Annotated in this window: 15 protein-coding genes; 7 read left to right on the plus strand and 8 right to left on the minus strand. The window is 44.5% G+C overall.

Translation table 11 applies throughout. The annotated features are described in order from the left end of the window. Window positions 1–2,055, plus strand: a 2,055-nt coding sequence (locus DXZ20_RS17380) for a GAF domain-containing hybrid sensor histidine kinase/response regulator (RefSeq protein WP_250565800.1), incomplete at its 5' end; no start/stop codon positions are given. A gap of 216 nt (window positions 2,056–2,271) precedes the next feature. Next, a complete protein-coding gene (locus DXZ20_RS17385; protein ID WP_163699521.1) occupies window positions 2,272–3,570 on the plus strand; it encodes a response regulator in 1,299 nt (432 codons plus the stop codon). A 196-nt stretch (window positions 3,571–3,766) separates the two neighbouring features. Here the strand turns inward: DXZ20_RS17385 and DXZ20_RS17390 are convergent, their stop codons facing one another. Beyond that, window positions 3,767–5,170 carry a sensor histidine kinase gene (locus tag DXZ20_RS17390; protein WP_163699523.1) on the minus strand — a complete coding sequence of 468 codons (1,404 nt, stop codon included), beginning with the start codon at window positions 5,168–5,170 and terminating at the stop codon, window positions 3,767–3,769. A 303-nt stretch (window positions 5,171–5,473) separates the two neighbouring features. Here DXZ20_RS17390 and DXZ20_RS17395 point away from each other — a divergent pair, with 303 nt between their 5' ends. Beyond that, window positions 5,474–5,725 carry a hypothetical protein gene (locus DXZ20_RS17395; protein WP_163665529.1) on the plus strand — a complete coding sequence of 84 codons (252 nt, stop codon included), beginning with the start codon at window positions 5,474–5,476 and terminating at the stop codon, window positions 5,723–5,725. Here the strand turns inward: DXZ20_RS17395 and DXZ20_RS17400 are convergent. Beyond that, window positions 5,715–6,371 carry a DUF928 domain-containing protein gene (locus DXZ20_RS17400; RefSeq protein ID WP_163665531.1) on the minus strand — a complete coding sequence of 219 codons (657 nt, stop codon included), beginning with the start codon at window positions 6,369–6,371 and terminating at the stop codon, window positions 5,715–5,717. The genes DXZ20_RS17395 and DXZ20_RS17400 overlap by 11 nt on opposite strands. A 394-nt stretch (window positions 6,372–6,765) precedes the next feature. Between DXZ20_RS17400 and DXZ20_RS17405 the strand changes: the two genes are divergently transcribed. Continuing rightward, a complete protein-coding gene (locus DXZ20_RS17405; protein ID WP_163699525.1) occupies window positions 6,766–9,234 on the plus strand; it encodes a CHASE2 domain-containing protein in 2,469 nt (822 codons plus the stop codon). 33 nt (window positions 9,235–9,267) lie between these two features. Here the strand turns inward: DXZ20_RS17405 and DXZ20_RS17410 are convergent, their stop codons facing one another. The 4 genes from DXZ20_RS17410 to DXZ20_RS17425 form a co-directional block, all read right to left on the minus strand. After that, window positions 9,268–10,524: an adenylate/guanylate cyclase domain-containing protein gene (locus DXZ20_RS17410; RefSeq protein WP_163699527.1), complete on the minus strand. Its 1,257-nt coding sequence runs from the start codon at window positions 10,522–10,524 to the stop codon at window positions 9,268–9,270. A gap of 130 nt (window positions 10,525–10,654) precedes the next feature. Then, the gene (locus DXZ20_RS17415; protein WP_163699529.1) at window positions 10,655–14,230 is read right to left on the minus strand and encodes a two-partner secretion domain-containing protein; all 3,576 of its coding nucleotides are present in this window, start codon (window positions 14,228–14,230) and stop codon (window positions 10,655–10,657) included. A gap of 291 nt (window positions 14,231–14,521) precedes the next feature. Beyond that, entirely contained in the window at window positions 14,522–17,005 is a 2,484-nt protein-coding gene (locus tag DXZ20_RS17420; protein ID WP_163699531.1) for an L-type lectin-domain containing protein, read from the minus strand. 1,038 nt (window positions 17,006–18,043) lie between these two features. After that, complete coding sequence (locus DXZ20_RS17425; protein ID WP_163665543.1) at window positions 18,044–18,757, minus strand: DUF928 domain-containing protein; 714 nt, start codon at window positions 18,755–18,757, stop codon at window positions 18,044–18,046. Between the two features lie 448 nt (window positions 18,758–19,205). Here DXZ20_RS17425 and DXZ20_RS17430 point away from each other — a divergent pair, with 448 nt between their 5' ends. The 3 genes from DXZ20_RS17430 to DXZ20_RS17440 all read left to right on the plus strand — a co-directional run bounded on the left by DXZ20_RS17430 (window position 19,206) and on the right by DXZ20_RS17440 (window position 23,553). Beyond that, window positions 19,206–21,221 (plus strand): CHASE2 domain-containing protein, encoded by a 2,016-nt coding sequence (locus tag DXZ20_RS17430; protein WP_163699533.1) that lies wholly within the window; start codon window positions 19,206–19,208, stop codon window positions 21,219–21,221. 19 nt (window positions 21,222–21,240) lie between these two features. After that, complete coding sequence (locus tag DXZ20_RS17435; protein ID WP_163699535.1) at window positions 21,241–21,846, plus strand: slr1658 superfamily regulator; 606 nt, start codon at window positions 21,241–21,243, stop codon at window positions 21,844–21,846. Window positions 21,847–21,915: 69 nt separating this feature from the next. Then, on the plus strand, window positions 21,916–23,553 hold the full coding sequence (locus DXZ20_RS17440; RefSeq protein WP_163699537.1) for a mechanosensitive ion channel family protein: 1,638 nt from the start codon (window positions 21,916–21,918) through the stop codon (window positions 23,551–23,553). 52 nt (window positions 23,554–23,605) lie between these two features. Here the strand turns inward: DXZ20_RS17440 and DXZ20_RS17445 are convergent, their stop codons facing one another. Both DXZ20_RS17445 and DXZ20_RS17450 read right to left on the minus strand, forming a co-directional pair. Then, entirely contained in the window at window positions 23,606–25,492 is a 1,887-nt protein-coding gene (locus DXZ20_RS17445; protein ID WP_163699540.1) for a calcium-binding protein, read from the minus strand. A gap of 592 nt (window positions 25,493–26,084) precedes the next feature. After that, on the minus strand, window positions 26,085–26,441 hold the full coding sequence (locus DXZ20_RS17450; RefSeq protein WP_163665554.1) for a slr1659 superfamily regulator: 357 nt from the start codon (window positions 26,439–26,441) through the stop codon (window positions 26,085–26,087). Window positions 26,442–26,529: the final 88 nt, after the last annotated feature.

The raw sequence follows: 26,529 nt of genomic DNA on the forward strand, positions 1-26,529 counted from the left end.
AAGGAGTATCTGGAAGAAATTTCAAGTCTGCAGCAAGAACTTAAAAACTGGGCCAACACCTGTCCTGAAAACTTCTTGCATAAGGTTTGGCTGGTAAACGCAGAACTCGCTCGCCTTGACGAGCGACCATGGGAAGCGTTTGGGGGGTACGATCAGGCAATTACAGAGGCAGCCACACAAGGATTTATCCAGGATGAAGCCTTAGCAAATGAGTTGGCAGGTCGGTTTTGGTTATCACAAAACAAGCGAGATTTTGCCCAAACCTACTTGCAAAAGGCCAGCTATACCTATCAACTTTGGGGAGCCCATGCCAAAGTGAAACAGCTGAAGCGGCACTACCCAAATCTGTTGGCGATCACCAGCCATTCCCCCAGAGGGTACATTTTTGATTCCCAGTCTACGGCAGTGCAGTTTAGTCTCGCGTCGGGGACTGAAACCTTTGATTTCCAGTCTTTGATGAAGGCGTCTCAGGCCATTGCCCAGGAAATTGTCCAGGAGAAGTTGCTGGGGCAGCTGATGAAAGTGGTGATGGAAAATGCCGGGGCCCAAACCGGCCATCTCATTCTTGAAAATCAGGGCCAGTACAGGATTGAAGCAACTGGAGCAGTCAATAAACCGATTCGGGTGTTGATGGGGTTACCCATTCAGGGGCATATTCCCACTGGGCTGTTTAACTATGTGGTGCGGACTCAGAAGAGTGTGGTGCTGACGAATGCGATCGCACCCGACGCCACGGATCAATTTGCCGACTTCGCCCAAGATCCCTACATTCAGCAACACCAGCTCAAGTCTGTACTCTGTACTCCCCTGGTACACCAGAGCAAGCTAGTCGGCGTTCTATATTTAGAAAACAACCTGGTAGAAGGAGCCTTTACCCGCGATCGTCTGCAGATTTTGGGTCTCCTTTCCACCCAAATAGCCATCTCATTAGAAAACTCACAGCTTTATACCACCCTGGAGCAAAAGGTGGCAGAACGCACGGTTGAACTGAAGTTGGCCAGGGATGAAGCCGAAATGGCTAGCAAAGCTAAAGGCAAGTTTCTTGCCAACATGAGCCACGAGCTACGCACCCCCCTCAACTCCATTATTGGCTTTAGCCAAATTATGGCTAAGGCTACAGACCTGGCAGAGACCCATCAAAAGCGTCTCAATTTGATTCGCCATAGTGGGGAACACCTGCTGCACTTAATCAATGACATTTTGGAACTCTCTAAATTGGAGGCTGGTAAGCACCCCCTAAAGGAGAGTCTATTTGAGATTATCCAATTAACAGAAACCATTCAGGCCCTCTTTCAACTACGGGTGGAACAGAAAGGATTGAGATTTTTCATCGAGACTGATCCAGATGTCTCGCCTCAGTTTGTCGGTGATGAGAAAAAGATTCGTCAGGTGCTATTAAATCTCTTGAGTAATGCGCTCAAATTTACGAACCAGGGACACATCGGTGTGCGGGTGCGGCCTTGCTCTGAGGCTGAGCAGCCATGCTTAGAATTTAGTGTGGAAGATACCGGCGAAGGCATTGCCGTCGATGAACTACCTAAATTATTTGTCCCCTTTGAACAAACTGACAGTGGCACTAAATCCAAAACTGGCACTGGTTTAGGTCTCTCTATCAGTCAACAGTTTGTCAAACTCATGGGGGGAGAGTTTCAGGTTACAAGTCAACTGGGAGAAGGCACAGTATTTTCCTTCACGGTTCAAAGCCAAAGTACCGTTGAGGCACTAAAACCATCGGCACCAGCAGCCATATTAGAACCTGCTATCCAAGTAATAAATCGTGAAGTTGAACCCGACGTTTCAGATTTAGGGGAGCTAGCAAAAGGAGCAAACACCCCAATCACATCTAGTACCATTGCCCAAGCCCTGACCACGATGCCTGCAAACTGGTTAACCGAACTCAAACAAGCCTCACAGCGGCTTAATGGTCGCCAGGTGATGAAACTCCTGAACCAGATGCCAGAGTCTGAAATAGCGGTGGCTAACCATTTGAAGCAACTCGCCGAAAATTATGACTACGGTCAACTAACTACCCTTTTGTCAGGTCATCCAGCCTAGGGCTTGTCAAAAAATAAGCTTATGGTTTTACTCAACGACTCAGATAATGCGGCTCAGATAATATTTATAACCCTATCCACAATGAATCTGAAGGGTTTGCTACACTCACGACAGTTTAAGCTTTCTCAACCACTGCAATGACAGTGGTTGAGAAAGCTGATTTTCTACGGTCAACTTACTCTTCTGAACGTAGGCCAGATTTAATAAGCGTTATCCATGAGCGACACTGACAGTATTCTAGAATTTGCTGAAACTCTTATCCACAAAAAGACAGACACGTTCTGTAGTGAGCTACAACGCCAAATTTTGATTGCCGCTCTCCAGGGAGAACGCAAAACCTATGACCAGATTGCTGAAGAATGTGGATACTCAGCTAAATATGTCAAGCAAGATGTTGCGCCTAAACTTTGGCAGCTGATTTCTCAATCATTGGATCAAAAAGTTACAAAAGCTAATGTGCGCGGGCTCCTAGAACAGACGATGCGCAGTGCTGCCCCTGCTCCTAAACCGGTTACGGCACCAATTGCCGCTGCTGCTGCTGCAGCGGCTGTACCACCGGTCACACCAGCCACTACAGCGCCAACCGCTGTACCATCGGTTAAACCTTTATCAGGTTCTACCATTTTGCTGGTGGACGATCAGCCTAAAAACCTGAGGCTGCTATCCGATTTGCTCGAAGAGCAGGGCTATGAAGTCCAGCAGGCCATCAATGGCACTGTGGCGCTGCAAGCCGTTTCGCTAGAACAGCCAGATTTGATCTTGCTGGACATTCATATGCCCGATATGGATGGGTACACCGTCTGTCAGCAGATCAAGGCGAATCCAACCACCCAGGAGATCCCTATCATTTTTGTCAGTGCCCTGGATGAAGCGTGGGACAAAGTCAAAGCATTTTCGGCAGGGGGGAGTGACTATATTTCTAAGCCCTTCAAGGTGGTGGAAGTGCTGGCCAGGGTAGAAAATCAGCTCAAGGTACAACAGCTGCAACGTCAGCTCAAGGCACAAAATGCTCAGCTGCAGCAGGCGATTCAAGAGCTACAGCGCCTAGCTGCTTTGGATGAATTGACCCAGGTGGCCAATCGTCGTCGATTTGATGCCTATTTGCTGCAGTGTTGGCAGCAGGCGGTACAATCCCAAATGTCTTTAAGTTTGATGCTGGTCCAGGTAGATAATTTTAATTTTTATGGGGAAGGGGGAAACCCGACAGCGGGCGATCAGTGTCTAACTCAAGTGGCCCAGGTGCTGAAGCAAACAATCCAGGGTTCTAATGATTTGGTTGGTCGCTATGGCACGTTAGTCTTTGCCATCGTTTTACCGAATACAACAGCAGCAGAGAAAATGGCCCAGAAGTTGTTGCAAGCTGTTGAGAAAATTGATCAAACCCTGAGTATTGGGATAATCACAGCGCAGCCGATAGCGGATATGGGACTGGAGGCGTTTTTAGAGGGATGCGATCGCGCTTTGCAACAGGCCAAACAAAATGGCGGCAATGGCATCAACATAGTGTCGTTGTAACCCTTTAACGCTCAGGCCGATATTATTTCTCACTGGGGGGCAGTACTCAGGTTTGTGTTACGGAAAGCGCGATTGCTGGTTAATCGATAGATGCCGTAGCCATGCTCTAGCGTATCAAGCCCCAGACCACGATCAACAGATTACTCACAAAAGCCAACAACACTTTTATCATCATTCCAGTTTAAAGCCTTAGTTTTTAACGCATTGTCATCTCAGTTATCTTGTTGAACTGATAATTTTCGGCTAGTTCTCTCAAGTGGTGCGCAAGGGCTGCTTTCTCCTCTGATACTTGCTGAATCAACTGCATCACCTGTTTCCCCTTTAATTGGCTCGCTGCATAATGTAGCTCTTTTAACCATTGGGGCGGCATATCATTTAGCATTTCATCCAATGATGCTGCAGTTGATGACGATAATGACTCAATTTTGTTTATATTATTCTCTTTGACTTGAATTTGACGCTCTTGACCATCAAGCTTGGATAAATGCTCAATAGCAGAGGCTACAGACAGCTCTGCAGGTATCTCCACAGACATCATCTCATCAGAATATTGGTAAACAGGTATATGGAGTTCAAACTTAGAGCCGACTCCAACTCGGCTATTGACTGTCAATTGACCACCCATCAATTGAATAAATTGCCGACTGATGGATAACCCTAACCCAGTTCCTTGATGGATATTACGACCTACTGAAGTTTGTTCAAAGGGGGTAAAGATGACTTCGAGATCACTCTCAGCAATCCCAGGCCCAGAGTCTTCTACTTCACAGTACAACGTACATGGAGTTCTAGACGATGTTTCCCCTTGTTGCTCAGCTGCCAATGTTTCAAAACTAACCCTAAGACACACCTGACCAATCTCTGTGAATTTAATGGCATTATCTAATAAATTGATTAAAACTTGTTTTAATTTTCCGGCGTCCGTTTCAACATACTGAGGTAGTTCAGGAGAGTAATTGAGAATCAGCTCTAAGCCTTTGGCATCTGCTTTGAGCTTAAACATAGCCTGCATAGCCTGCAAAAGTGTATGCAAATTGATGATGCTTGGATTAACAATGGTTTTACCTGCTTCCAGCTTAGACATATCTAAAATGTCATTGATCAAAGTCAGCAGATGCTCTCCACTTCGATTGATGATAGTCAGTTGTTCTCGTTGTTGAGAACTCAGGGACGGGGTATTTTCTAACAGTTGGCTAAATCCCAAAATCGCATTTAAGGGTGTGCGTAACTCATGGCTCATACTAGCCAAAAACCTACTTTTAGATTGGTTTGCCAACTCAGCAGTCACCTTAGCAATACGTAGTTGATGCGTAATATAGTCCGAGTGTTCCAGAGTAGTGTCAAGCAGAATCTCTAAATCTATTTTTTCACGCTCAAGCTCGCTGATTGTTTTTTGCAGTTGAGTAAGAGGATTATGCTCACACTGTTGATCTTCGGACGTAACAGTAGGTTCTTTAGAAAGAGTTGACTGAGGTGCTCCCAATGTCAACAAGTACGATTGAATAACTGTGGATGAATCCAGACCAGACTGCTCGCAATAGGCTACTAAATTTTTTAGTGCCTGCTCGCTAAGTTCTACAGTTAGATGTTTTGTATCCATGGGCAAACCTGAGCATAGGTCCGATCAAGTTCTAACTATTCTTGCACATATAGCTGGTATCTAGAAGTTTGTATCATATGCCACCAGGTATTTAGAAAATACTGGTAAAAAGTGGGCCTAAGGAGCCATTTCTACGTAGAAACCCAATTAAACTGAACTTCTACCTGAATAAATCTGAACTTTTCAGGAATAAATCTGAACTTTTCAGGATTGATTTTACCAAAAGTAGTTGTCATAGTGAGATTGTAGAATCCCATAGGCGATGCAGTGGGCTGTCAGTAATTTTCATCACTCCTCTGTTCGATGATGTTTTCTCAAACCGACCTTAAGTACATTGAGCTGGAAATGCTTTATAGCATTTTGAGCGATGATACTCCTTATCCTTGGAATCCTGCAGAACCAGCCGCCGCTAACTACTTCGACAGCATCGAAACACCCGATGATTTTTGCGATTTACTCAAAAATAGTGAATCCCAGTGGCTCCAATTGCTACGACAGTTAGAGTCCCACTGGGAGGATGAGTCGTTCAATCTCTCGAAGTCGATTACGGATTAATATCTGAGTTACCAATGATTTCAATAACTTCAGATAAGTACTGTTTCTGAAGGGAGTCTTCTTCGGAAGCAGCTAAACTGGATAATAGTGTTTGTACAAAACTCACATCTTCTGAGGCACTCAATGCTTCCTTAAAAGCATCGTACCAGTAGCCGGCTTCTGCATAGAGTGATGCCTTCTCTGAGGCTGTGGGAGCTAGAGCTACAGCAGCAGCCAGCTCTGCTGGAGGAGAAACGATGTCAACCTCGGCTATAAAATACTCCTGATAAGTGGGATTATCCAAATCGCAGTCAATGTTGACTTCCCAAAGATAACGCCCATCAGGTTCTAACCCAACATCTTCAGGGATTGAAAAACTCATAATTCCTGGGATGGTGTCTTCATACTCTGTCTCGTATAGTAAGTTTTCTTGGTCAATTGTATAGAGAGAAACTCTAATGCGATAGGGGTCAGCTGTCGGGACAAACCAGGCTAGGGTGGGGGTGATCGTAGTCGTTTGCCCCACATGATTCATCAACGTTGGAGCTAATCCTACTAAAGGTACATCATATATTCCTCGACAACCACGTGAGCCATTTGAACCAGTTGCAGTTTGCGGAGGACTACCGCTGGGAGGATTATACTGTTGAGCGTGAACAGGATTCAACGGCAACGTTAACAGTAAAGTCCCCAGTATTAATTGATAACAACGTTTTGAAAACAAAGAGCTTTTTTGTGAGGGTCTCATAGCCATATGTTGAAAATTTTTAAAGTATTTCATAGTTCTACGAGAAGATCCTGTTAATTTCAGTCTCAAGCCATCGTTACCCCACACTATAATCCGACCCTGATAAAAGGTAATAGTTTCTACGGAAGGAGGGTAACCTGAGACACTCATCATTCTCTACACACCATTTCCCACAGTTTTAAGGTGAATACCGGATGTTAAGACATGCAAGGTGTACTGATCAGATGGCTAACTCTAACTCCAAAGATGATTTCAGGCGATGTAAACTTTGGTTGCAGCTAGAATAATGACACTATCTTTGGGAGACGACTGATTGATTTTTGGGACCTGGGGCAGTATTCGTAACCAGATAGCAGTTTTACAAGTTGGACTGCTACCCGGTTTGCTGTTTCTAGGCTTAATTACAGCTGGCCGCTTGGCAGGGGCATTTCAACCTTTGGAATGGCAAGCTTTGGATGCTTTTTTGCGATCGCACCCCCAAGAACCCACCGATGAACGGATCTTGCTGGTCAGCATCAACGAGGAAACCATTCAATCCATCGGCACCTATCCCATCCCCGATCGTCCCCTTGCCAAAGTGCTACATACGCTCCATAGTCACGAACCACGGGTCATTGGTTTAGACTTATTTAGAGATCTACCTGTAGAGCCAGGTCATAACGAGTTAAGAACCACTTTGCAAGATATTGAAAACATTATTGGCATTGAAAAAGTCCTTTATCCTATAATTCCACCGCCACATACAATACCTGCAGAACGTGTGGGGTTTGTTGACGCCCCTTTTGATCAAGATGGTTGGCAACGCCGTGCCATTCTCGGCACCCAAACAGATCAAGGGTTCCGATTTTCTTTGGCATTATTATTAGCTCAAACTTATTTAGAACAAGAAAACATTCTTATCGGCAATGGGTATAAGGATCCGACCACCATACGCTTTGGTGATACTGAAATACCCCGCCTTCAATCCAATTTTGGCAGTTATGTAAATTTAGATACGGGTGATGGCGCAGTCCAAACTTTGCTCAATTTTCGTCAAAGCGCTCAACCCTTTAGGGTAGTGACATTTCAGGATGTGTTATCAGGCAATATCAATCCTGATTGGATTCGCGATCGCATTGTTCTCATCGGCGTCACTACACCCAGTATCAAAGACTATAGCAACGCAGCAACCCAATCTGTCATTAGCCCAGAGCTAGATTTTGTCTATGGTGTTGAAATCCAAGCCCACACAGTCAGCCAAATTATTAGTGCCGCCCTTGAGCAACGTCCCTTATTTAGAAGCTGGTCAGATCCAGAAGAATATCTCTGGATTATTGGCTGGGGGCTAGTCGGTATTGCTCTTGCAGGATATACGCGCAAGCCTCTGCATGGCCTACTGTGGGTTTCCCTTAGCACTGCCACTATCGTTGGCATTAGCTATATCATGCTGTTAACAGGTTGGTGGATTCCCTGGGTACCTGCGGTTGCCAGCCTATTGTTAAGCAGTGCTGGGCTGGCAGCTTTTTACCAATACGATCGGGTTATCCAAACAAAAGTCAAAGCTCAGCAACAGACCGTTGCCATTCTAGAAGAGGCAAAATCTGCTCTGGAATTAACCGTCGCTGAACGCACCGCTGAATTGCGACAGTCCAACGTAGAACTCAATCAGGCCAAAGAAGTTGCAGAAGCGGCTAGTCATGCAAAAAGCAACTTCCTTGCCCACATGAGTCACGAGCTTAAAACGCCCCTCAACGCCATCTTAGGATTTAGTCAACTTGTCGCCAGTGATAACAACATTTCTGCAACAAGTCAGAAACGCATACAGATGATTAGCCAGAGTGGAGAACATTTACTGGAACTGATCAATGACATTTTATCAATGGCTAAGCTGGAGTCAAACCAGCAAACTCTACGCCAAGATCCCTTCGCCTTGAGTACTCTAATCACCACGATTGAGTCTTTATTCCGACTGCGTATAGAACAGAAAGGGCTACAGTTTATAGTTGAAATTTCACCCACTATGCCAAAGGAGCTGATTGGAGATGCCCCCAAACTTCGGCAAGTGTTGATTAATTTATTGGGTAATGCCTTAAAGTTCACCCAAGCTGGGTATATAGCCTTACGCGTGGGCCACACAAAATACCAACAAAGTGGCCTCTCTCTACAGTTTGAAATTGAAGATACGGGTGAAGGAATTGCCGAATCTGAGTTATATAAGCTGTTTATTCCTTTTTTACAAACTGAAAGCGGCGAAAACTCAAAGACTGGCACTGGCTTAGGGTTACCCATTAGCCAGCAGCTAGCCCAGTTAATGGCTGGGGATATTCAGGTTAGTAGTCAACTTGGGAAAGGGAGCATCTTCACTTTCACAGCTCACGTGTTGGTTAAGTCAGACGAACTAGGGAGTAGCAAATCTTCTACTGATACTGTTATTTCCCATCAAAAGATCCTAAAAGTACCAGCCACAACTGTAGTTCCTTCCGCTGTGGAAGTTCCAATTAATCTGGGTAACGCTGTTGAACAACCTAAGGACGCAACACTCGTAAAGAAAGAGGTGATCCCTGTAGATGTGACAACTAATAACAGTCTTACAGTAGCATTGGCTACCATGCCGCCAGACTGGTTAGTGAAACTACATCAGGCAGCTCAGCGGCTCAATGGCAAGCAAGTGAAAGTGTTACTACAAGACATCCCCCCGTCTCAAATATTGGCCACCAAGCAGCTAATGGCGTTTGCTAAAGACTATGAGTATGCAAAAATCGCGCAACTGGTAGATAGGTGTTTACAGCAGCAGGATGATTAAATCTGAGGTTATTCTCCCAAAGAATTAGGTATCCTATTTTTGTTTAAACTCCCAAATCCCCTGCCAATCATCAGGCAAGTCTTGCTGCTGAAGCAGCTGTAAACGGTCTAAATAAAGCTGCACAGCTTTATCAGTAGGATTTGCCTGAAGAACTTCTTGAAAACAAACCTGGGCTTTGAGCAACTGCCCCTGCTGATAAAAGTCTAGAGCCTGTAAATACTCTGGCAATGTTTTTAGCTTATTGGCCCGCATTGTCTCTTCTTCCGCATCAAGCACCTCGTAAACGGTGATGGGGGTGTGACGACCTTTGACAATGACCCGATCAATTAGACGCATTGAGTAACGATCAACATCTGTTAATTTTTGGAGAACGTCTTCTGAAATCAGTAGTTGCACCCCATAGTATTTAGTCAATCCCTCCAAGCGAGCTGTTAGGTTCACGTTGTCAGCCATGGCATCCAACTGCATGCGATGGCTCTCACCAACAATCCCCACCATCATCTGCCCCACATGGATCCCCGTGCCCACATTTAGAGTTACATAGCCTTTTGATTGGCGCTGTTGGTTATAGTCTCGTAGTCGTTGAGCTTGAGCAATGCTAGCTTGTAGAGCATCATCTACTCCATCGGGAAAGACGGCCATAATGCCATCCCCCATATATTTCATAATCAAGCCATGATGATTAGCAATTTCTGGGCTAATATCCCCTAAATAACTATTAATAAAGTTGAAGTTTTCCTGGGGAGTCATGGTCTCGGCGATTGTCGTAAAGTCACGAATGTCGGAGAACAAGATGGCCATTTCTTTACTCACATGGTCCCCCAGATGTAAGTCGATCACGCTCTCTTTTTGCAAAAAATGAAGAAATTCCTGAGGCACAAATCGACTGTAGGCTTGCAAGAGTTGCTCTAGGTGTTGATTATTTTTGATTAATGTTTGTTCATGGGCTTTGACAGCCAACACTGTTTCTGTAAATACCTGGGCCAGGGTACCCAACTCGTCAGCACGACTGATAACTGTTTCTAAGTGCTCAGGGGTGAACGCATTACGTTGAACAGCCGCTGCTGCTGACGTAACAATTTTCACCTGCTGAATGTAACTGGCCATTTCCCGCTTTTGCTGATTAAGCGAGTTCTCCAACACAGTAGAATGCTCGGTCACAATATTGATCAGCGTCTCCAGGCTTTCGCGTTCACTCTGAGCCACTAACAGTGCCTGATGCAATCGTTCATTCTCTGCGGCAAGGTCAGTTGGTGACAGGTCATCAGGTTTAGGGGACACAGGGTTCATAGAGGATAATGGCACCTTTAACCTATGTTTACAAGAATGCATCAAAAAGCCAGCAGTGTTTAAAAATAGTAACTGTCCCAGAGATACCGTTGCTGAGCAGTGGTATAAGTAATGGCTAATTTCAAGCCATTTAATCTTGTGTCTGACAGGCAAATGCTGAATACCAGGGACTATGAGGTGTGACAGACGTTGCTTCTGCCGTCAGCACAATTTCGCCATTGTCATCTACAATCCATCCTTGAAACTCAGTGATTTGCCTGGGCTCTTGATGGTTGACCGTTGATGTCACAGGCCCTTGATCTGTGGTTATTGAGGTGTTTGGAACATCATCTAACGTTTCCCAAACTGCCAGGTCGCTTTGAGGGTTAAGCTGATCAGGCGATGGGGGCAACCCTCCCCGACCGGTCACCGTAAATTCCCCCAGGGCAGTTGCAATATCGCTAGCCCCCGCACCACACCCCTGGGCAACTAGTCTGGAAGCATCGACCAGCCCTGTGGGAAGTTGTACTAGATCATCACTGGGATCAACATCTGGCGTTTCAATTGTGACGCTACCTTGAAGACCAAATTCAGAACTAGCTGTAATATCGCTCAAGGGAGTCAAGGCTGGCCTAAACTCGATGCCAAACAACCCCTGGGTGTTTACGGTGACATTCCCACCGTTGCCAAGGAAGGCATTGGCTGTGATGTCACTATTTTCGGTATCCACCGCCACCACAAAACCATCGGCAGTCGTAATGGTAACGTTTCCACCATTGCCAAAGCCCTGATCACGCCCGGCAGTGGCAGAAACGTTACTGCCATTACGCAAAAGCAAAATAGGCCCCAAATTAAGGGTAATATTTCCACCATCGGCACTGTCAGCTTCAGCTGAGATCAGCCCTTGGTCCAGGCGAAGTTGCTCAGAAGTAATAAAAATATTGCCACTTTCACCAGTCCCCTGACTATCAACCGCAATCCGGCCTCCGTTTTGTACGAGCACTAGCTGAGGATCAATAATCACATCCCCGCCAATACCCGTTGAATCTGATGTGGTGTTAGCCTCAATAGCACTGTCAGCACCATCTACTAAAACAGTATCACTAACGTTTAGTTTGATATCGCCAGCATCCCCTTCACCTGCGGTTGTTGCTTCTAGCTGAGCACCATTGATAACAGACAGGTTAGGGGTGGTAATCACCAGTAGGCCACCATTTCCAGTTGCTTGTTCCAAGGTTTCGACACTGGCACCGCTATGGCGAGTGTCTTCACCCACTTCTGCAAACGAAACTAAGCCGTCAAAGATAGCGGATTCAGTGGCTGTAATCGTGACGTTGCCAGCATCACCCGATTGGGTACTGGCACTAATGGTGCCCCCGTTGGTGAGGGCTAGGGTGGAGGTTGTTATATCAATCGTTCCTCCTTGCCCATCTGACCCTGGACGCATCTCACTTAAAATTGCACTGGGAAATGTGGGTATTAAATCAGGTGTAGCTAAAACTTCTGGACTAAAGACAGCCCCATCTAAGGTGATATCGTCCGCCTCGATGACAACATTACCAGCATCGCCAACACCGTCTGAACTGGTTCTAATTTGAGCTGCATTTTCTAAGGATAACGAGCCAGTTTTAATATCAATGTTGCCTCCTGTACCAACGGCACCAGGGACAACGGTACTAAAAATACCTGTAGGTTCAAAAACAATAATAGGTTGAGTTACTACTCTAAAACCAGAAAGGGAGATAGAATCCGCCGTTACAGTTACATCACCAGCATTGCCATTGCCAGCAGTTAAAGAACCTATTAGGGTACCGTTAATGGCTACTAGCGAATCGGTTGTAATATCGACATTTCCTGAATTACCTGAAGCCCCAGGGATGACAACTGCGCTGAAAAACTGTACTTCATCTAAGAAAATTGAATCACTGTTAATATTGACATTGCCAGCTTGCCCATTATTGCCAGGTGGCACCACAACAGCGGCTATAGTCGAAAAATCAGACTGAAAAGAGTCTGCGAGTATGTTAAGGTCTCCTCCTTGACCAGGTCCAAATGCTCCGACAAATACGGTAAATGCATTACCCCCCAAATTAATAATGGGGGCCACCAGATTAATATCTCCGCCGTTCCCAACCAAAGAAGTACTTTCGATAGAAGCCTCATTTTCTGGCTGAAGAATAGCGGTCTCACTTCTTAAGGTAATACTCCCCCCTGGCGTCCCTACTGATGAAATGGATTCAGATGAGGGAAGAGAAATATCACCCCGAGCATCGATAACAATATTACTGCCAGCACCTGCAGGAGGGGGAAACTGATCCTCAATCGAAATTACTTCGATCGTACCAGCAGGTAAACTTGTATTTGGCTGATACTGATTAGTCAGCAACACCAATCCACCGGGTTGTCTAATACCGATAGTACCTACGGTAATGTCAGAACCCAGGGTTCCACCAGGATCATTCACAGTGGCTACACCAGCCGGCTCAATAGTAGGAACTCCGATCCCAGGCTCTCCAGTAAACGGAGCCTGATTCCAGTCAACGCCTGCCCTCACATCAAGCGTAGTCTGAGTGTTGCCACTAATCTCTAATGTTGTTACACCATCAGATAATGTCACGTTACTGAGGGCACTGTAAGGAGTTGTTGTCCCAGGAATAAGCGTATTGTTATTCGGGTTAATGGTATTAGCTCCCGTATCAGGACCAGTAATCACGACGTCACCCAATTGAACGCTGCCCCCTGCTAACACATGCAGTGAAGGGCCTTCGTAGTTCGCCAGGGTCACATTACCCACCGCTAAAACAATCGGATCTTCCAAACTGAACACATTCGCTGGATTACCATCAAGGTCTTGGGCCTGAAATTCACCCCCTGTTATAAAGTGAGCGTCTGCTCGAATGGCATTGGGTGAAACCAATGTTAGATCATTGCCTGCAGTCAAACCGCTGCCTGCCTGCTGCAGTATATATAGATCAATCGTGTCACCTTGCAGAGTTAGATTGTTACCCGCTGAAGCGATAAATGAATGACTGTCACTATCCCTGGCCGTTAGTGTATCTGTAGCTAATAGCGTTAAATTTTCCCCCGCGCTTATTTGATTATGCAGGTTCAGACTTAGCCCTTGCAGGGTCAGGTCTTGCCCCGCAGTTAAATTGCCCTCATTGGTAATATTTCCTGTAGCAGGCAGCCAACTGCTAAGCCCCATCGGTGAGTTAATTGCTAGCAGAGGGGGAACATCCGGATTAAGGGCACTAAAAATATAGCCGTTGTCAAACGTAACGCCGTTAGATGTGGTGCCAACAAATGAGCCGCGCACATCCAACTGAGCCTCAGGGCCAAAGAGGATACCGTTGGGGTTGATTAGATATAAGTTAGCCTGTCCCAATGTGCCAAGGGTGCCTAAGATACTGGATGAGTTTACTCCAGTTACCCGGCTAAAGATATTTTCAATATCAACAGGATTGGCGAAATGAACCTGTTGGCCATTTTGCACATTAAATTCTAAAAAGCTATGAAAGAGATTTCCAGATCGAATCGCTCCTCCGTCAATTCGATCCGTGAACCCATTACCCAAAGGAACATCAGGGGTAATAAAAGAACTTTCAATTCCTAGAGAATTATCTGGAATGAGCTGGGCATAGGCGGGAGCAACAATACTTAAACTGCCTACAGCCAATTGACTAACAGCTACAATACCCATGAATGCAAATTTCGTACCTTGCTGCATGGCTGTAAACCTTTAGTGTAAATTTGAAGTGACTTTGCGGTAAGTGTACCGTGAAAAACCTTAGGAATAGAGTCTTTGCTTAGTAAGTATTTATTAAGTTATAGCGTTTAGTCACTATGGAGCGATCTCAAACTACCACTCCATGGCTGTTTGCGATCGCAATGGGCTTAAAACCAATCCAATTTTTGTGGACTACCCTTATCCTCTAAATGCCAATGCCCCAGCCTCAATAGACAAGCACATTGAGACTGGGGCTAATGGCAGTTTCGGCCTTAGTTATAAACCTGTGACTTAGACATCCAAAGCAGTATGAAATGGCAAATCAGGCGTTACAGAAACAATCCGCTCAAAGTTATGGCGATTTCGTACCCGCGTGTGATCTAGGGTCAAAATCAACTTGCCTGGGTCACTGGTATCGCTTCCAAGCCTGATTTCTAAATCACCCGCATTATGGGAGTAAACAAAATCATCAATAGTGAACTCTGTTGTTTGCAACAAGATTTTATCTTGCCGTTTACTAAAGTCTTTGACCGTAGACGCTAATTCGTCGCCAGTCGATGTAACTGAGTCAGGAGGATTAAGCAAAAAGTCGACTGGGACATAAACCTTGTCTCTTCCTGCCCCCGTATAGGTATTCACACCACTAAATAGGATTAACGTATCGTTACCTCTGCCAGTATTGAGCGTTTCTCCCACACTCAGGCCAAAGTCTGTGACCTTATCTTTGCCATTACCAGTTTTGACTGTGACATCTATATTGCTGCTAAATTTATTTGCTGAAGCATCAAAGAAATCCTTGGCAGAGTGTTTTTTAGATTTAGATAGGTCAACTTTAACCTTCAGGGTCTCTTCAGCATTATTAGAACTGGCAATCAGATCGGCAAACGGGCTAAATGTCGTTCTACTCTTTTTGGAACTGTAGTCTTTATAGCCTTTATGGCGTCCTTTATGATGCCTTGGCTCCTTAATAGTAACTTTGTCACCATTTTCCCAGTTGTTAAAGATTAGGGTGCTAATCCCGTCTTCATCATTTTCCTTCCATGTCAAAACTGAAGAAATCGATGTATCTACTAGGACAGGGCCAGAAAGGCCATCTAACTTACCGTCTGCAGATACCGCTGTAATATTGGCTAACTCACCAAATACCAGATCTATCGTTTCGGCTATATCTGGAACAGTCTCATCACCGACAACTCTCAGGCTACCGTCCTCTAGTTGAGCAATACCATCGCTAAACTGTTGGAAAAATGCGACAGCCCCTTGATCTTCCAATAAATTAAAATCGGGGTCTTCGGTAAACTGCAAAAACATCTGAACACCAGGAAGAGTGCCCGCTTCAGATGTATTGACACCATTCCCTCCCCAAGGGCCCCAGATGGTTGAACCAGTCCCAATACCACCATCTACAATAAAGAAATCACCAACATTTGCCACATCAACTGCTCCAAATGCCAGCTGAGCAGTTTCCTCATCTGTTACAGTGATTCCCGTTTCAGATTCAGTAACCGAAACCGTATTGGTATATTGTTCTGCTTCTAAAACAATCTGATCAACTTGGTGATCGTTATCGGTATCAATTCGATCCGTAATCAACGATTCATATAATAAGAATGAACCATCTAAAACCCTGCCTCCATAGGATTCTATTTCACTGGCAATACCTGTAAGAGCTGCAATCGGAACTTCTACAATCGGCTCGTCAGGCAAAAGTGCCTGTACCTCAACAAAAAATGTGCCAGTCGAATTGCCCGCTAATGTTGCTGTCAATTCTAGTTCATCACTATCAAACTTATTAATATGAACCGAAGTGATATCAGGATCAGACGTCTCTAGTGTTCCAGAATTAAACGCCAACCCCGAACCTACAATATTGTCAGCTAAGTCAAAGGTAACAGCATGGTCAGAACTATTTTCTACTTCAAACCTTAGTAGACGATTCTGCCCTAAAGCTATGGTATTGAAGGGTAAAAGTTGATTGTCAGATCCTTCAATAACAAAGTCCTTTGTAACTGACAATGACGATTTATTGAATTCAAAATCTAAAATTTCATGGGTGGCATAGGCACCCCCAGTGGCTGCACCGAATCCAATCCAATTTGAACCTTGTCCAAAACTAGAGTCTAAATCAATGCGATCAGACTCATCTCCATCTCCATCAGGATCGTCAAAATCAATCGTTAGACTCGGATCTTCTGGGCGTGAGGGATAATCATCACCTTCATCAGCACTGACATAAACGCTCAGTTCACGTTCGCCACCATCATATTGAACCCAAGCATTGACAGGTGTTTCACTGATATTCTCAAAAACCGCCCCTGGCAGACTTTGGGTCTTGATCGACCGCACAGAACCATTTATATTGATGCCAAGATGATTACTATTCGGGTCTAATCTATTAGGATTTGCCCAAGTGTCAAACTCAACGGCAAAACTATTATCAATGCCCAAATATCCTAAGCCTTCTCCTGATGCACCTAGTGCATGAGCTCCATTACTTTGGAGCATAAACACAAGACCATCGGCTCCGTTTAAAACACCGACATCCTGAAATTTATCAGTAATTCCACCAGAATCACTCACTTGAAACGTGAAGAAAGCTTCCCAAGATTCTGCCTGACCTACGTCAACTTGTAAGAAAGCAGTACCCTTTTGGTCATTGGGATTAGTATAAGGGTCGGATACATCGGTTAAACGTAGCCTCCCTTTATTCAAAACGGCGTCACCGTTTGTTATTAAAAGAGATTCTGAGAGAAGGCTGTCGACAGTTGAATTCATACTGAGGCCCATTGCTAAAAAAATCCTCAAAAGTGGATGGTTAAAACGAGGAGATTATCCACAGCAAATTTTGACAAGATAGCGCTTTTCATTAGATGAAGTACTTACAAGTCTTGGCTAGAAAGCCTTGAGAAATTGACATATACTCCACTAATCCTAAAATGCTGTATCAACATTGATAAATGCCGACATTCTCGTGCATTCACGTAAGCTCTATAAATGCAGACCAAACTCGATGGATCTTACTTGGAAAAATAACGCCTCAATTTTTCAGCTTATACAAAAGCTAATTCGAGCAGCTGTAGTTGAAATCATCCAGTCAAAATGAGTAATTGAATACCAATTCACTGGGCATCAAAACTATTGTGCTCTCAATGCTATAGCTGAATCACTAAAATTAAAGCCACTTGTCCCCTTAGATGAATCGCTTCCAGTATGAAGAACCATAGCCTCTTTAAAGGGAAATCAGTACTTCAACACAGATCACGATACAAAGCTATGAACAATATCACCTAGAATATCTCGTTCGAGTATAAATTTTCATTGAACATTTGCAGTAATCCATGAAGCAACTACTTCGAGATTAAGGGGCTAAACCATAATATTTATTGTTTTTTAGCCCTTAACACATTACTGGCCTTAGCCCACATAAAGAGTGTTTCTCAACGCCAATAAAATTTTTGAGTTTTTACCCGTGTGGCCCTTCAAGGCATTCCGTTGACTCTGTTTCTAGCTGTTTATATTGTTACTTCAAGGGTAATTGATTGAGAAAACACAAACACCTGCTCCATAAGCCAGAGTAAATAGGAACAATACCCCCATTTACTCTATTTGGGTTAATTGGGGTATTCCTGGAGAAGATCTTCCATACCAAACATTCGATACATTTCAATGGATTCTCGATGTGATATTGCGGCCACAAGGTTGCAAAGGACTTATGGCGTTGCTGGTCCTTGGGATGACTTTAGTTGCTCGATTTGCCATGGTTCGGCCTATATTACATAGCCTGACATAAAGTCTGAGAAGCCTATCCATGCTTTAAGGTAGTAATGATTCATTCGCCAGAGTTTCTAAGCCCACCGATTGCAACAGATCCTTAAGATTTTGCTCAGCAGTCGCACGGTTAGTCCGGCTCGCCTCCATGAGGCTATTTAAGGTTTCTGGCCATAGTCCTGCTTCTGCATAAACAAATGGCTGCTGACTAACAGAAGTACCTTGCAGTTGCTGATTTACATTCCCACCACTAACACGCTCAAAGCTACCCTGCACAGTCATATCGCTAGCGCGCTCTCGAACATTACAAATTAACGAAAGATACCAGTAATAGCGCTGTCCTGTCCGCAATGGTGACACTGTGGCCCGAGCGGGTACGTCAACTCTGACTAAACCTGAGTTGCCAGTAACATTAAATAATGCTCCATAAACTAGTTCGTCAGAACCTTCTTCATAAAGAGTAAATTCTGCAAACTGAGCTGTACTTGCCGGGAAATAAGCATACACAACTGGATGAGATGCAGCAGTTTGCGCCAGATTATTGTCCGGCATCAACGCTACTAGCCCTTGCTCGCTCTGAGTACAGGCACCGCTACGATTTGCACCTGACTCACGATTCCCCGGAGCTCCCGTCTGAGTAGGCTGAAAATCTAGACGTCTCTGGCCCCATGCAGGCGTCATCGTGCCAACTGTAATGGACAGGCCAAGGGTTACCCCTATCAGATAAGCACCCAGATTACTCAGCAGCATACGATTCATATCGATAAGTTCAAATAGTTACACTCAGGAGAGTTAAAAGCGCTGGAGAAATCCTAACAGGGAATATAGTTCCTAACTGAGTTAAAACAACCTTTTGTAACCTCTTCATTGGCAAATATTGGCCATCGGTAACAAATGTGGTCTAAAAAGCTTAATATGCGTTTAGCAATAGAATCTTCTGTAAATCAACTAATATTAATTTTAGGATAGTCTTGTTATCTTGTGCTGTCTACACAAACGTCAGAATAACTTGAAATAATTTGTCAGCCAGGGCCTGTAAATCCTTAAAGGGAAATAGACTGTACCAAGAGCTTCATAGTAATAGACAAGTTTATTCTAGTTTAATGGCGGCACAGCTTAAATACACCTATTAGGAGGATTGAGAATCAAACTGGTTAGCTTCAAATATCCTATTCAGGGTCTAAAAACAATATTGAGCCGTCTGCCATTGGTTAAGCAAGGTCGTGATCGTCCACTGTCCAAGCATTTAATCCAATTAGGGCAGCCTGTTCTGCTAACCAGCTTAATTGTTGCCTCGTCTATCCTTGCGATTCGACACCTGGGAGGCCTCGAAAAATTAGAGTTATGGGCCTATGACCATTTTATGAGTCTACGTCCCGAGGAAAGTATAGATCCTAGAATGCTGATCGTCGGGGTTACAGAAGAAGATATTCAGAGGCTGAATCAGTGGCCCCTTGCAGATCAAACAGTTGACCAACTTTTAGCCAAGCTCGAACAATACTCTCCCCGTGTGATTAGTCTGGACATCATGCGCGATGTGCCCTTAGAACCAGGCCGAGAAGCATTGCTTGAGAGGTTAACCTCCAGTGAAAATATTGTTACTGTTTGCAAAGCTAGTAACCAAGAGTCGTTGGGGGTACCTCCCCCCCCCGGTGTCATCAAAGAATCTGTTGGTTTTGCAGATTTGGTGGTTGACTCGGGCGGTGTGCTACGACGCACCTTGTTGTGGATGACTCCGCCTGCACCTGCTGGGGGACTGGCCAACCAACCAGGACATCTTTGCAGCGGTCCTGAAATCATTATCTCTCTAGGGCTACGCACTGCTTTTTACTACCTACTCGATGAAGACATCCAGCCAGAATTCACTGACCGTGGAGAGTTTCGATTAGGCAATACAACCTTTCCTAGACTGACATCTAAGTTTAGCGGTTATCAAACGGTAGATACGGCAGGCTATCAGGTTATGCTCAACTACCGCTCGGAGCAGAATTCTGCTCGACAAGTCACCCTTGAGGACGTTTTGGCAGACCGAGTTGACCCTGATTGGATTCGCGATCGCATCGTTTTCATTGGCTACTTGACCCCTCAAGCAGGGGATGACTTTTATACCCCCTATAGTCAGGCCCTAAGCGATGATCAAAAGATGCCTGGAGTGGAAATTCATGCCCAGTCCACCAGCCAAATTTTGAGCGCCGTTTTAGATCAGCGACCGCTAATTTGGGTTTGGCATACTCCCGTTGAAGCCCTTTGGGTAGTTGTCTGGGCCGGTGTTGGCAGCATCCTAGCCTGGTACATTCGCCATCCCTGGCGACTGAGCCTAGCGGTGTTGGGCGTAGCTATTGGTCTCTACGTTTTTTGTTTTTTGCTCATGCTCCGAGGCGGGTGGGTTCCCCTAGTACCACCGATTATAGCCTTGGGAGCGGCCGCCTCTACCACTATCACTATTCTCAACCAAAAGCTTAAGGCAGAAAACCTGCGCATTCAAACTGAACTCGACATCACCCGCCGTCTGCAGAAAATGATTTTGCCACCTGAGCGTGAACTGCAGGTGATTGAAGATCTAGATATTGCTGGGTACATGGACCCCTGTGATGATGTGGGAGGGGACTACTACGACGTCATATCAGATAGCAATGGACACCTTAAAATTGGGATTGGTGATGTCACTGGCCATGGTTTAGAAAGCGGATTAATCATGATTATGGTGCAGACCGCTGTTAGAACCCTATTAGAAAGTGGCAAAACCAAACCTGAAGAGTTTCTAAGTGCCCTTAACCGTTCTATTTATCACAATGTGCAGCGGATCAATTCCGATAAAACCATGACCCTTAGTTTATTGGACTATAAACAAGGCACTTTATACCTGAGCGGTCAACATGAAGATGTGCTGATTGTTCGTGCCAATGGTTCCCTAGAACAAATTGATACCGTTAATTTAGGCTTTCCCATTGCCCTCGAAGAAGACATTGATGATTTTCTGGCACATACCCAAATTCATTTAGAGCCCAACGACGTGGTAGTACTCTACACTGACGGGATTACCGAATCGAGAAATATAGATCGAGAGTTTTACGGCTTAAACCGACTGTGTAATGTCATTATGAGCAATTATCAGCGAACGGCACAAGAAATTAGAGCAGCTGTTATTCAAGATGTGGCCAATCATATTGGTCAGCAGAAAATCTTAGATGACATTACGCTACTAATCCTCAAGAAAAGATAGATGGGAGAGACCTGAAACTATGGCTTCACCCACTTCATCAATGTCTGAGTCATTTGGCCAGTTCGCTAGCGAGCTTCATAACGAGAATCTATGTGTCAAAATCGATTTTCCGGTAGAACTAGTAAAACAGCGAAAGTTTTGGCCCAATAGCAATCTATCCGCCAAATTCGTTTCAGAATACATATCAATTTTTTTCCCAATTGAAAACGCTCGATCTGAGCAGCTGCACCGACGCACGGAAATAACTGATGCAGCTCGATACATTACTAATGAGCTATTGGAGAATGCATTTAAATTCTCTTGTACAGCAGCTCAACAACCTGTACAGATGGCCTTATACCACTATTCTGATCGGTTAATTATCACGGTTACCAATACTGCCCACATCAATAACATCGACTCGTTTAGGTCGCTAATTCATGATCTCACAACATTAGATCTGACCGAACTATACGTAGAACATCTGGAGAAAAACTTAGACCATGAAAACGCCCTCAGTTCTGGCCTCGGTTTTATTACTATCTTGATTAATTACAACACAAAACTGGGTTGGAAAATTGAGCAAAATTCACCAGAATCAGACTTCTTCCTGGTGACCACTATGGCCCAGCTACTATATGACTAGAATATTTATGGCACTAAGACTATATACTCACCCTGAGTAGCCCACGGATACTTGTGCATAAGCGATGTTATGATAGCTCGGTTAAATCACTACCTGCAAGATATCTTTTATATTGCTCTTAGCTTAGTTATCACCGTCTTTGGTGCAATCGGTTTATATGTGATCTTGTTCCATCTGCTACGGTCTTATTTTCGCAGATTCGAGCGAGATATAGCATTGGTAACGCTGAATGTATCTGCCTATCCAGGCTTAACGTTGTTTGTACTGCTCGGCCTGGCAATGATAGCCCAAAATTCCAATAGTTTGGCTACTGTTGATTGGTTACAGCGTCTACTGCTAGGTTGCATCATTTTAACCATCAGCTATTGGTGCTTGCGCCTGTTCAAACAAGTCCTGATCTATTACCTCAAAGATTATGCTGAAACCACTGAGGTAATGTGGGATGAAGTGCTACTCCCCTTGCTAGAAGCAATTGTTCCAGTCATGATTATCTTAATGAGTGGGGCCCTTATTTTACAGCTTTGTTTGGGCTTAAACTTAACCGGTGCCTGGGTAACCCTAGGGGGTAGTGCCTTTATCATTGGCTTTGCAGTTAAAGACATTCTAGCCAACTTTTTTAGTGGTATTGCCCTATTGATAGATAGTCCCTTCCGGTTCGGTGATGTACTCCACATAGAAAGCGGTAGTGAAGGGTCCAGCCATTTGGGCATTCTGCGAAAAATTGGAGTGCGTGTTACCCACATCTACATGTTTGAACTTCACACAGAGGTCTACATTCCCAACAGCGTGATGCAAAGTCACAAAATCACCAATTTGAGCCGTCCCATTGAACCTGTTTTTTTCTCAACACCGATTGAATTCAACCCACAGTGTAACCTGGAGCATGCCAAAAAGATTATGCAGGAGATTCTCCTGGCCCACCCGGATACTGTAGGTAACATTGAGTCTAAGCTAACCTGTCTCAAGAACTACTATGGCTGGGAAAATGAATTCGCCCAAAAAAAGGAAAATGGAATACAGCGACTCTTAGCTGAATATGCCGTCAACAACAAATTAGAAGAGGTTGAAGATGCCTTAAACGCTATGATGATCACGTTACAGTTTGTGGAACAAGGCGGACTAACCCAGGAAGAAATTGACACGGTACAAACTGAGTATGATGACATTCTAAAACTGATGGGTCTTACGGTCGTTAAACAAACAACGCGTAAACAGTCATTTCTTAATTTGCAGCATATTCAGCCTAAGTTTGTAATCAGAGAAACGAAAGACCCTGACTCCTTGATCCATCTAGTGCGCAAGTGGTATCGCATTTGGCTGGGCGACCCGAACATGGCTGATGAGGATGAATATGTATTGCTGGAAATTTGGGAACGCAAAATTGAGCTGCTAAAACGGCGCACACGTAAGCTCCATCAAAAGATTCTAAATCCACTTCAAGAAGAAACTCGATTAGATGATTATGTCAAAGAGCTAGTCCGATGGTTACGAGATCGCTTTAAACAAGCTCGTAGCTCATGGCATGAACCAGAGGTGCGCATGGAACGTGTGGTGAAGGATGAAGGACATACCTATATCCGATTTACCCTAAACTATTACGTTGATGATATCCGTCTAGAAGATGGGGAGCGAGGTACTCGTGTTAACAGCGATATCCATCGCGAGATTATGCATCATCTAAAAGATGATTGTCGTGGCCAGGCTTAATAGTCCCCGACATATAGTCCCTAACATAGAGAAGAAGCACAAATAGCCAAGATTATAAGGAACTCATCAGCTTATTTTCTTCTTCGGGGGTGATCCCATAGTCCTCTCGACTCTGCTGAATTACCTTTTTATCCTCTAACGACAGTGCCTCATCCGGTGCATCTAAGGATAGATCTTGAACTGAGTCTAGGGATTTTCGATCACCGGCCACAGCCAGCAAATCTGCACCTAATCCCTGAGCTGGGCGTCTGCGATCGCCAAAAACTTTCGCCAGCACCAGGCGATACCCCTCCAGGCGCAGCCAATCTTCTCGACTTTGCTGACGATCGGGATTTAGCAAGTCCGGATCATCAATGCCAACATCTGCTAAACAAGCACCATGCTCCTCATCAGTGATTTCTAGTTCCCGTCGCATATTTTGGAGTAGATCCAAACTAGTGGCTGAGGTCATTGCACCCTCTTCTAGACTTTCCTGCAAAATAGCCCGATACGCCTGCAATCGTTTGTCATGGGTAAAGCCAGGTAAGACTTTTGCCAGCACATATACTTCATTCGCAGTCAGGTCATCCAGAGCACGCCCTTCTAAAAACTTACCCACATCTAGATTGATCTTGCGTAACTGTTTCCGTAATCGACTGGCTAGCCCCTCACGCTGATATAAAGCCGGTGTCCGTGGCCATGTACGATACAGCCATAAACCACTAGAAATGGCAATGACTGACGTGAACAGATACTGACCAGGAATCGGCAACAAGCGTAAATTAGGCCTCGCCCCAAACATAAAAAATACGTTGAAAACCAAAAATGTGTAGAACGTAAACATCTTGTGCCGAATGAGTTCTATACTCGTTGGCCGCTTCCGTTTCAGAAAATAGGCCTTTAAACGTTTCTCTAATTGATCACCAATCCAGTAACTACCTAAACCAAAGCTCCCTAATGCCAGGGGTACAGCTATTAACTTAGGAATGGGAATTGCGTGACCCGCAATATAAAATCCTGGATTGAGAAGTGTGGCTAGTTGCTGCTCTTCATGGGTCCACACACCAGAAAAGTAATAATCCCAAGTTCCAGCATAGAGATAGTAGTAGACATAGAAGCCAACAGTAAGGCCGAAATAACTGTAGTATAGCCAGCGTTGATCTGGACGGGTAATTAATTCCCAATACGAACGTTCAGAATCAATATCAATACAAGGCACTTGGCAGGCCACACAGGCCGGTTTATCCTTACCCTCTTGAGTAACCGTGCGACACATCGACTGGGTAATCTTTTGACGATCATCAACGTGGGCAGCGCTATTCAACAATCCTCTTGGCTCACTGTAAATCTTTTGAACTGGAGCCATTGGACAAAAATACTGACACCATGCTTTGCCTCCAAATAAGTAGCCTACGTAAATTGAGGCAATAATGGTTGCTACGAGAAATATGCCAAGGGCAAGGCGATCAGAATTGACAAACAAAATACGGGTACATAAACCCAGATAAAATAATCCAAATTGTAGGGCAAGATAATTTTTCGCCAACCAGGAATTCTTAGCTACCTTGACCAATTCTTTACGGGTTTTACCTGTTTTTGCATTTACTCGGATCCGATACCGCTGTAATCCTAGGGCACGCGGAATCTGTGAAAGAAAGCTAAGGGGACAAATCCGTCGCCAGAACTCATGGCCAAGTATAAACAGAATAAAAATACCTGCAGGCACAACAGCTGCCCAAAATACTCTTGCGCCAATAGGATAGGGCTGTTCTACTAAACAGTCCCCTTGCACCTTGACACAGACAGTTGAATCAAGACGAATTGGACTAATGGTATTAGCTGGGTCAGTCAACCACGACGTTAGAGGATCATAAAAGAGAGAAAAGATAATCAATAACCAGCCGATGGTGAGCATCCACCGAATGCGGTGCATTTGTTGCTCAGATGTGCGATTAAGCATGATTTGAGTAGATGACCCCCGCTAGGTACTTTTTCTATGACTATTAAAGTTGTCCCCAATTTTGAATTTTCTTCGGCCATTCAACACCAGGCCCAAAATTTCGGGAACAGGATGAAGATTTTTTATGCTAAACCACGTCCAAACTAAAACCTTGAGTTTTCTCTGCGGAAAACCCTCGATTATGACCTTGAACAAGGTTTATAACCATTGCCTAAATAGTTCTACAAGAACAATATTATCTACTAAACACAAAGGCATTAATTATTATTTATCACGCTTTATTTCTGCTCTAGCAATTAATCGCAAAAATTAATGATTGATTCCAGGTACATTGAATATCGTTGTCCCTGATTACAATATTGATTACTCTCCTGTAACAACTGGTCCTCATAGCTACAGGTACAAAGGACATCCAAAATCTATTAAGGAGGCGATAGGACAGGCACAACCTATGCAATTACTTTAATAAAAGAGGTATTGTTCATTTATAGCCGATTACTGAACAATACACCCCTATCACCTCTTGGACTTATCCAAAAATATGATTCGAAGCCCTATTGTGTCTTAAGTAGAAAGAGTTAAAGAGTATTCTTTAGCCTAACTCCACAATCATCCCAGGCATCAGGCGCTTCAGATTTACCAAAGACTTTGCCTGCCAGGGAATCGTGTCAGAGCCCCTGATCGTCATAGCAACTTTAGCTGATCTACGAACTTTGATAACAAACTTCGAAATAACGTTAATGCCAGAACTATTCAGAAATTTAAGCTCCCGCAGATCCAGCGTCAGTTGGCTGGGTTCCTGGCTCGTCGCATCTTCTAGACACTGCTCTAACAAGTTTGCAATTGGTGGATACTCCCCCATGCCCATCAGAGCTAGTTCGCCTTTGAAAGTTACGGTTGAAATCGCTTGCTCATAGACAACCTCATACTCCTTACCCTTTATTTCCATGTTCGCTCTCCAAAACTTTGCCCTTGGGGTAGATATCCAGCCTATCAATCATAGCTGAGCAATTGAGCCGTAGCAGCAAACGGCTCAC

It is taken from the genome of Adonisia turfae CCMR0081 (genome assembly GCF_011009555.1).
Classification (GTDB): Bacteria; Cyanobacteriota; Cyanobacteriia; order Phormidesmidales; family Phormidesmidaceae; genus Leptothoe; species Leptothoe turfae.

Coding starts and splice junctions, on each gene's coding strand:
- DXZ20_RS17385 (WP_163699521.1), top strand. CDS start 2,272: ATGAGCGACACTGACAGTATTCTAGAATTTGCTGAAACTCTTATCCAC.
- DXZ20_RS17390 (WP_163699523.1), bottom strand. CDS start 5,170: ATGGATACAAAACATCTAACTGTAGAACTTAGCGAGCAGGCACTAAAA.
- DXZ20_RS17395 (WP_163665529.1), top strand. CDS start 5,474: ATGATGTTTTCTCAAACCGACCTTAAGTACATTGAGCTGGAAATGCTT.
- DXZ20_RS17410 (WP_163699527.1), bottom strand. CDS start 10,524: ATGAACCCTGTGTCCCCTAAACCTGATGACCTGTCACCAACTGACCTT.
- DXZ20_RS17415 (WP_163699529.1), bottom strand. CDS start 14,230: ATGCAGCAAGGTACGAAATTTGCATTCATGGGTATTGTAGCTGTTAGT.
- DXZ20_RS17420 (WP_163699531.1), bottom strand. CDS start 17,005: ATGAATTCAACTGTCGACAGCCTTCTCTCAGAATCTCTTTTAATAACA.
- DXZ20_RS17425 (WP_163665543.1), bottom strand. CDS start 18,757: ATGAATCGTATGCTGCTGAGTAATCTGGGTGCTTATCTGATAGGGGTA.
- DXZ20_RS17435 (WP_163699535.1), top strand. CDS start 21,241: ATGGCTTCACCCACTTCATCAATGTCTGAGTCATTTGGCCAGTTCGCT.
- DXZ20_RS17440 (WP_163699537.1), top strand. CDS start 21,916: ATGATAGCTCGGTTAAATCACTACCTGCAAGATATCTTTTATATTGCT.
- DXZ20_RS17445 (WP_163699540.1), bottom strand. CDS start 25,492: ATGCTTAATCGCACATCTGAGCAACAAATGCACCGCATTCGGTGGATG.
- DXZ20_RS17450 (WP_163665554.1), bottom strand. CDS start 26,441: ATGGAAATAAAGGGTAAGGAGTATGAGGTTGTCTATGAGCAAGCGATT.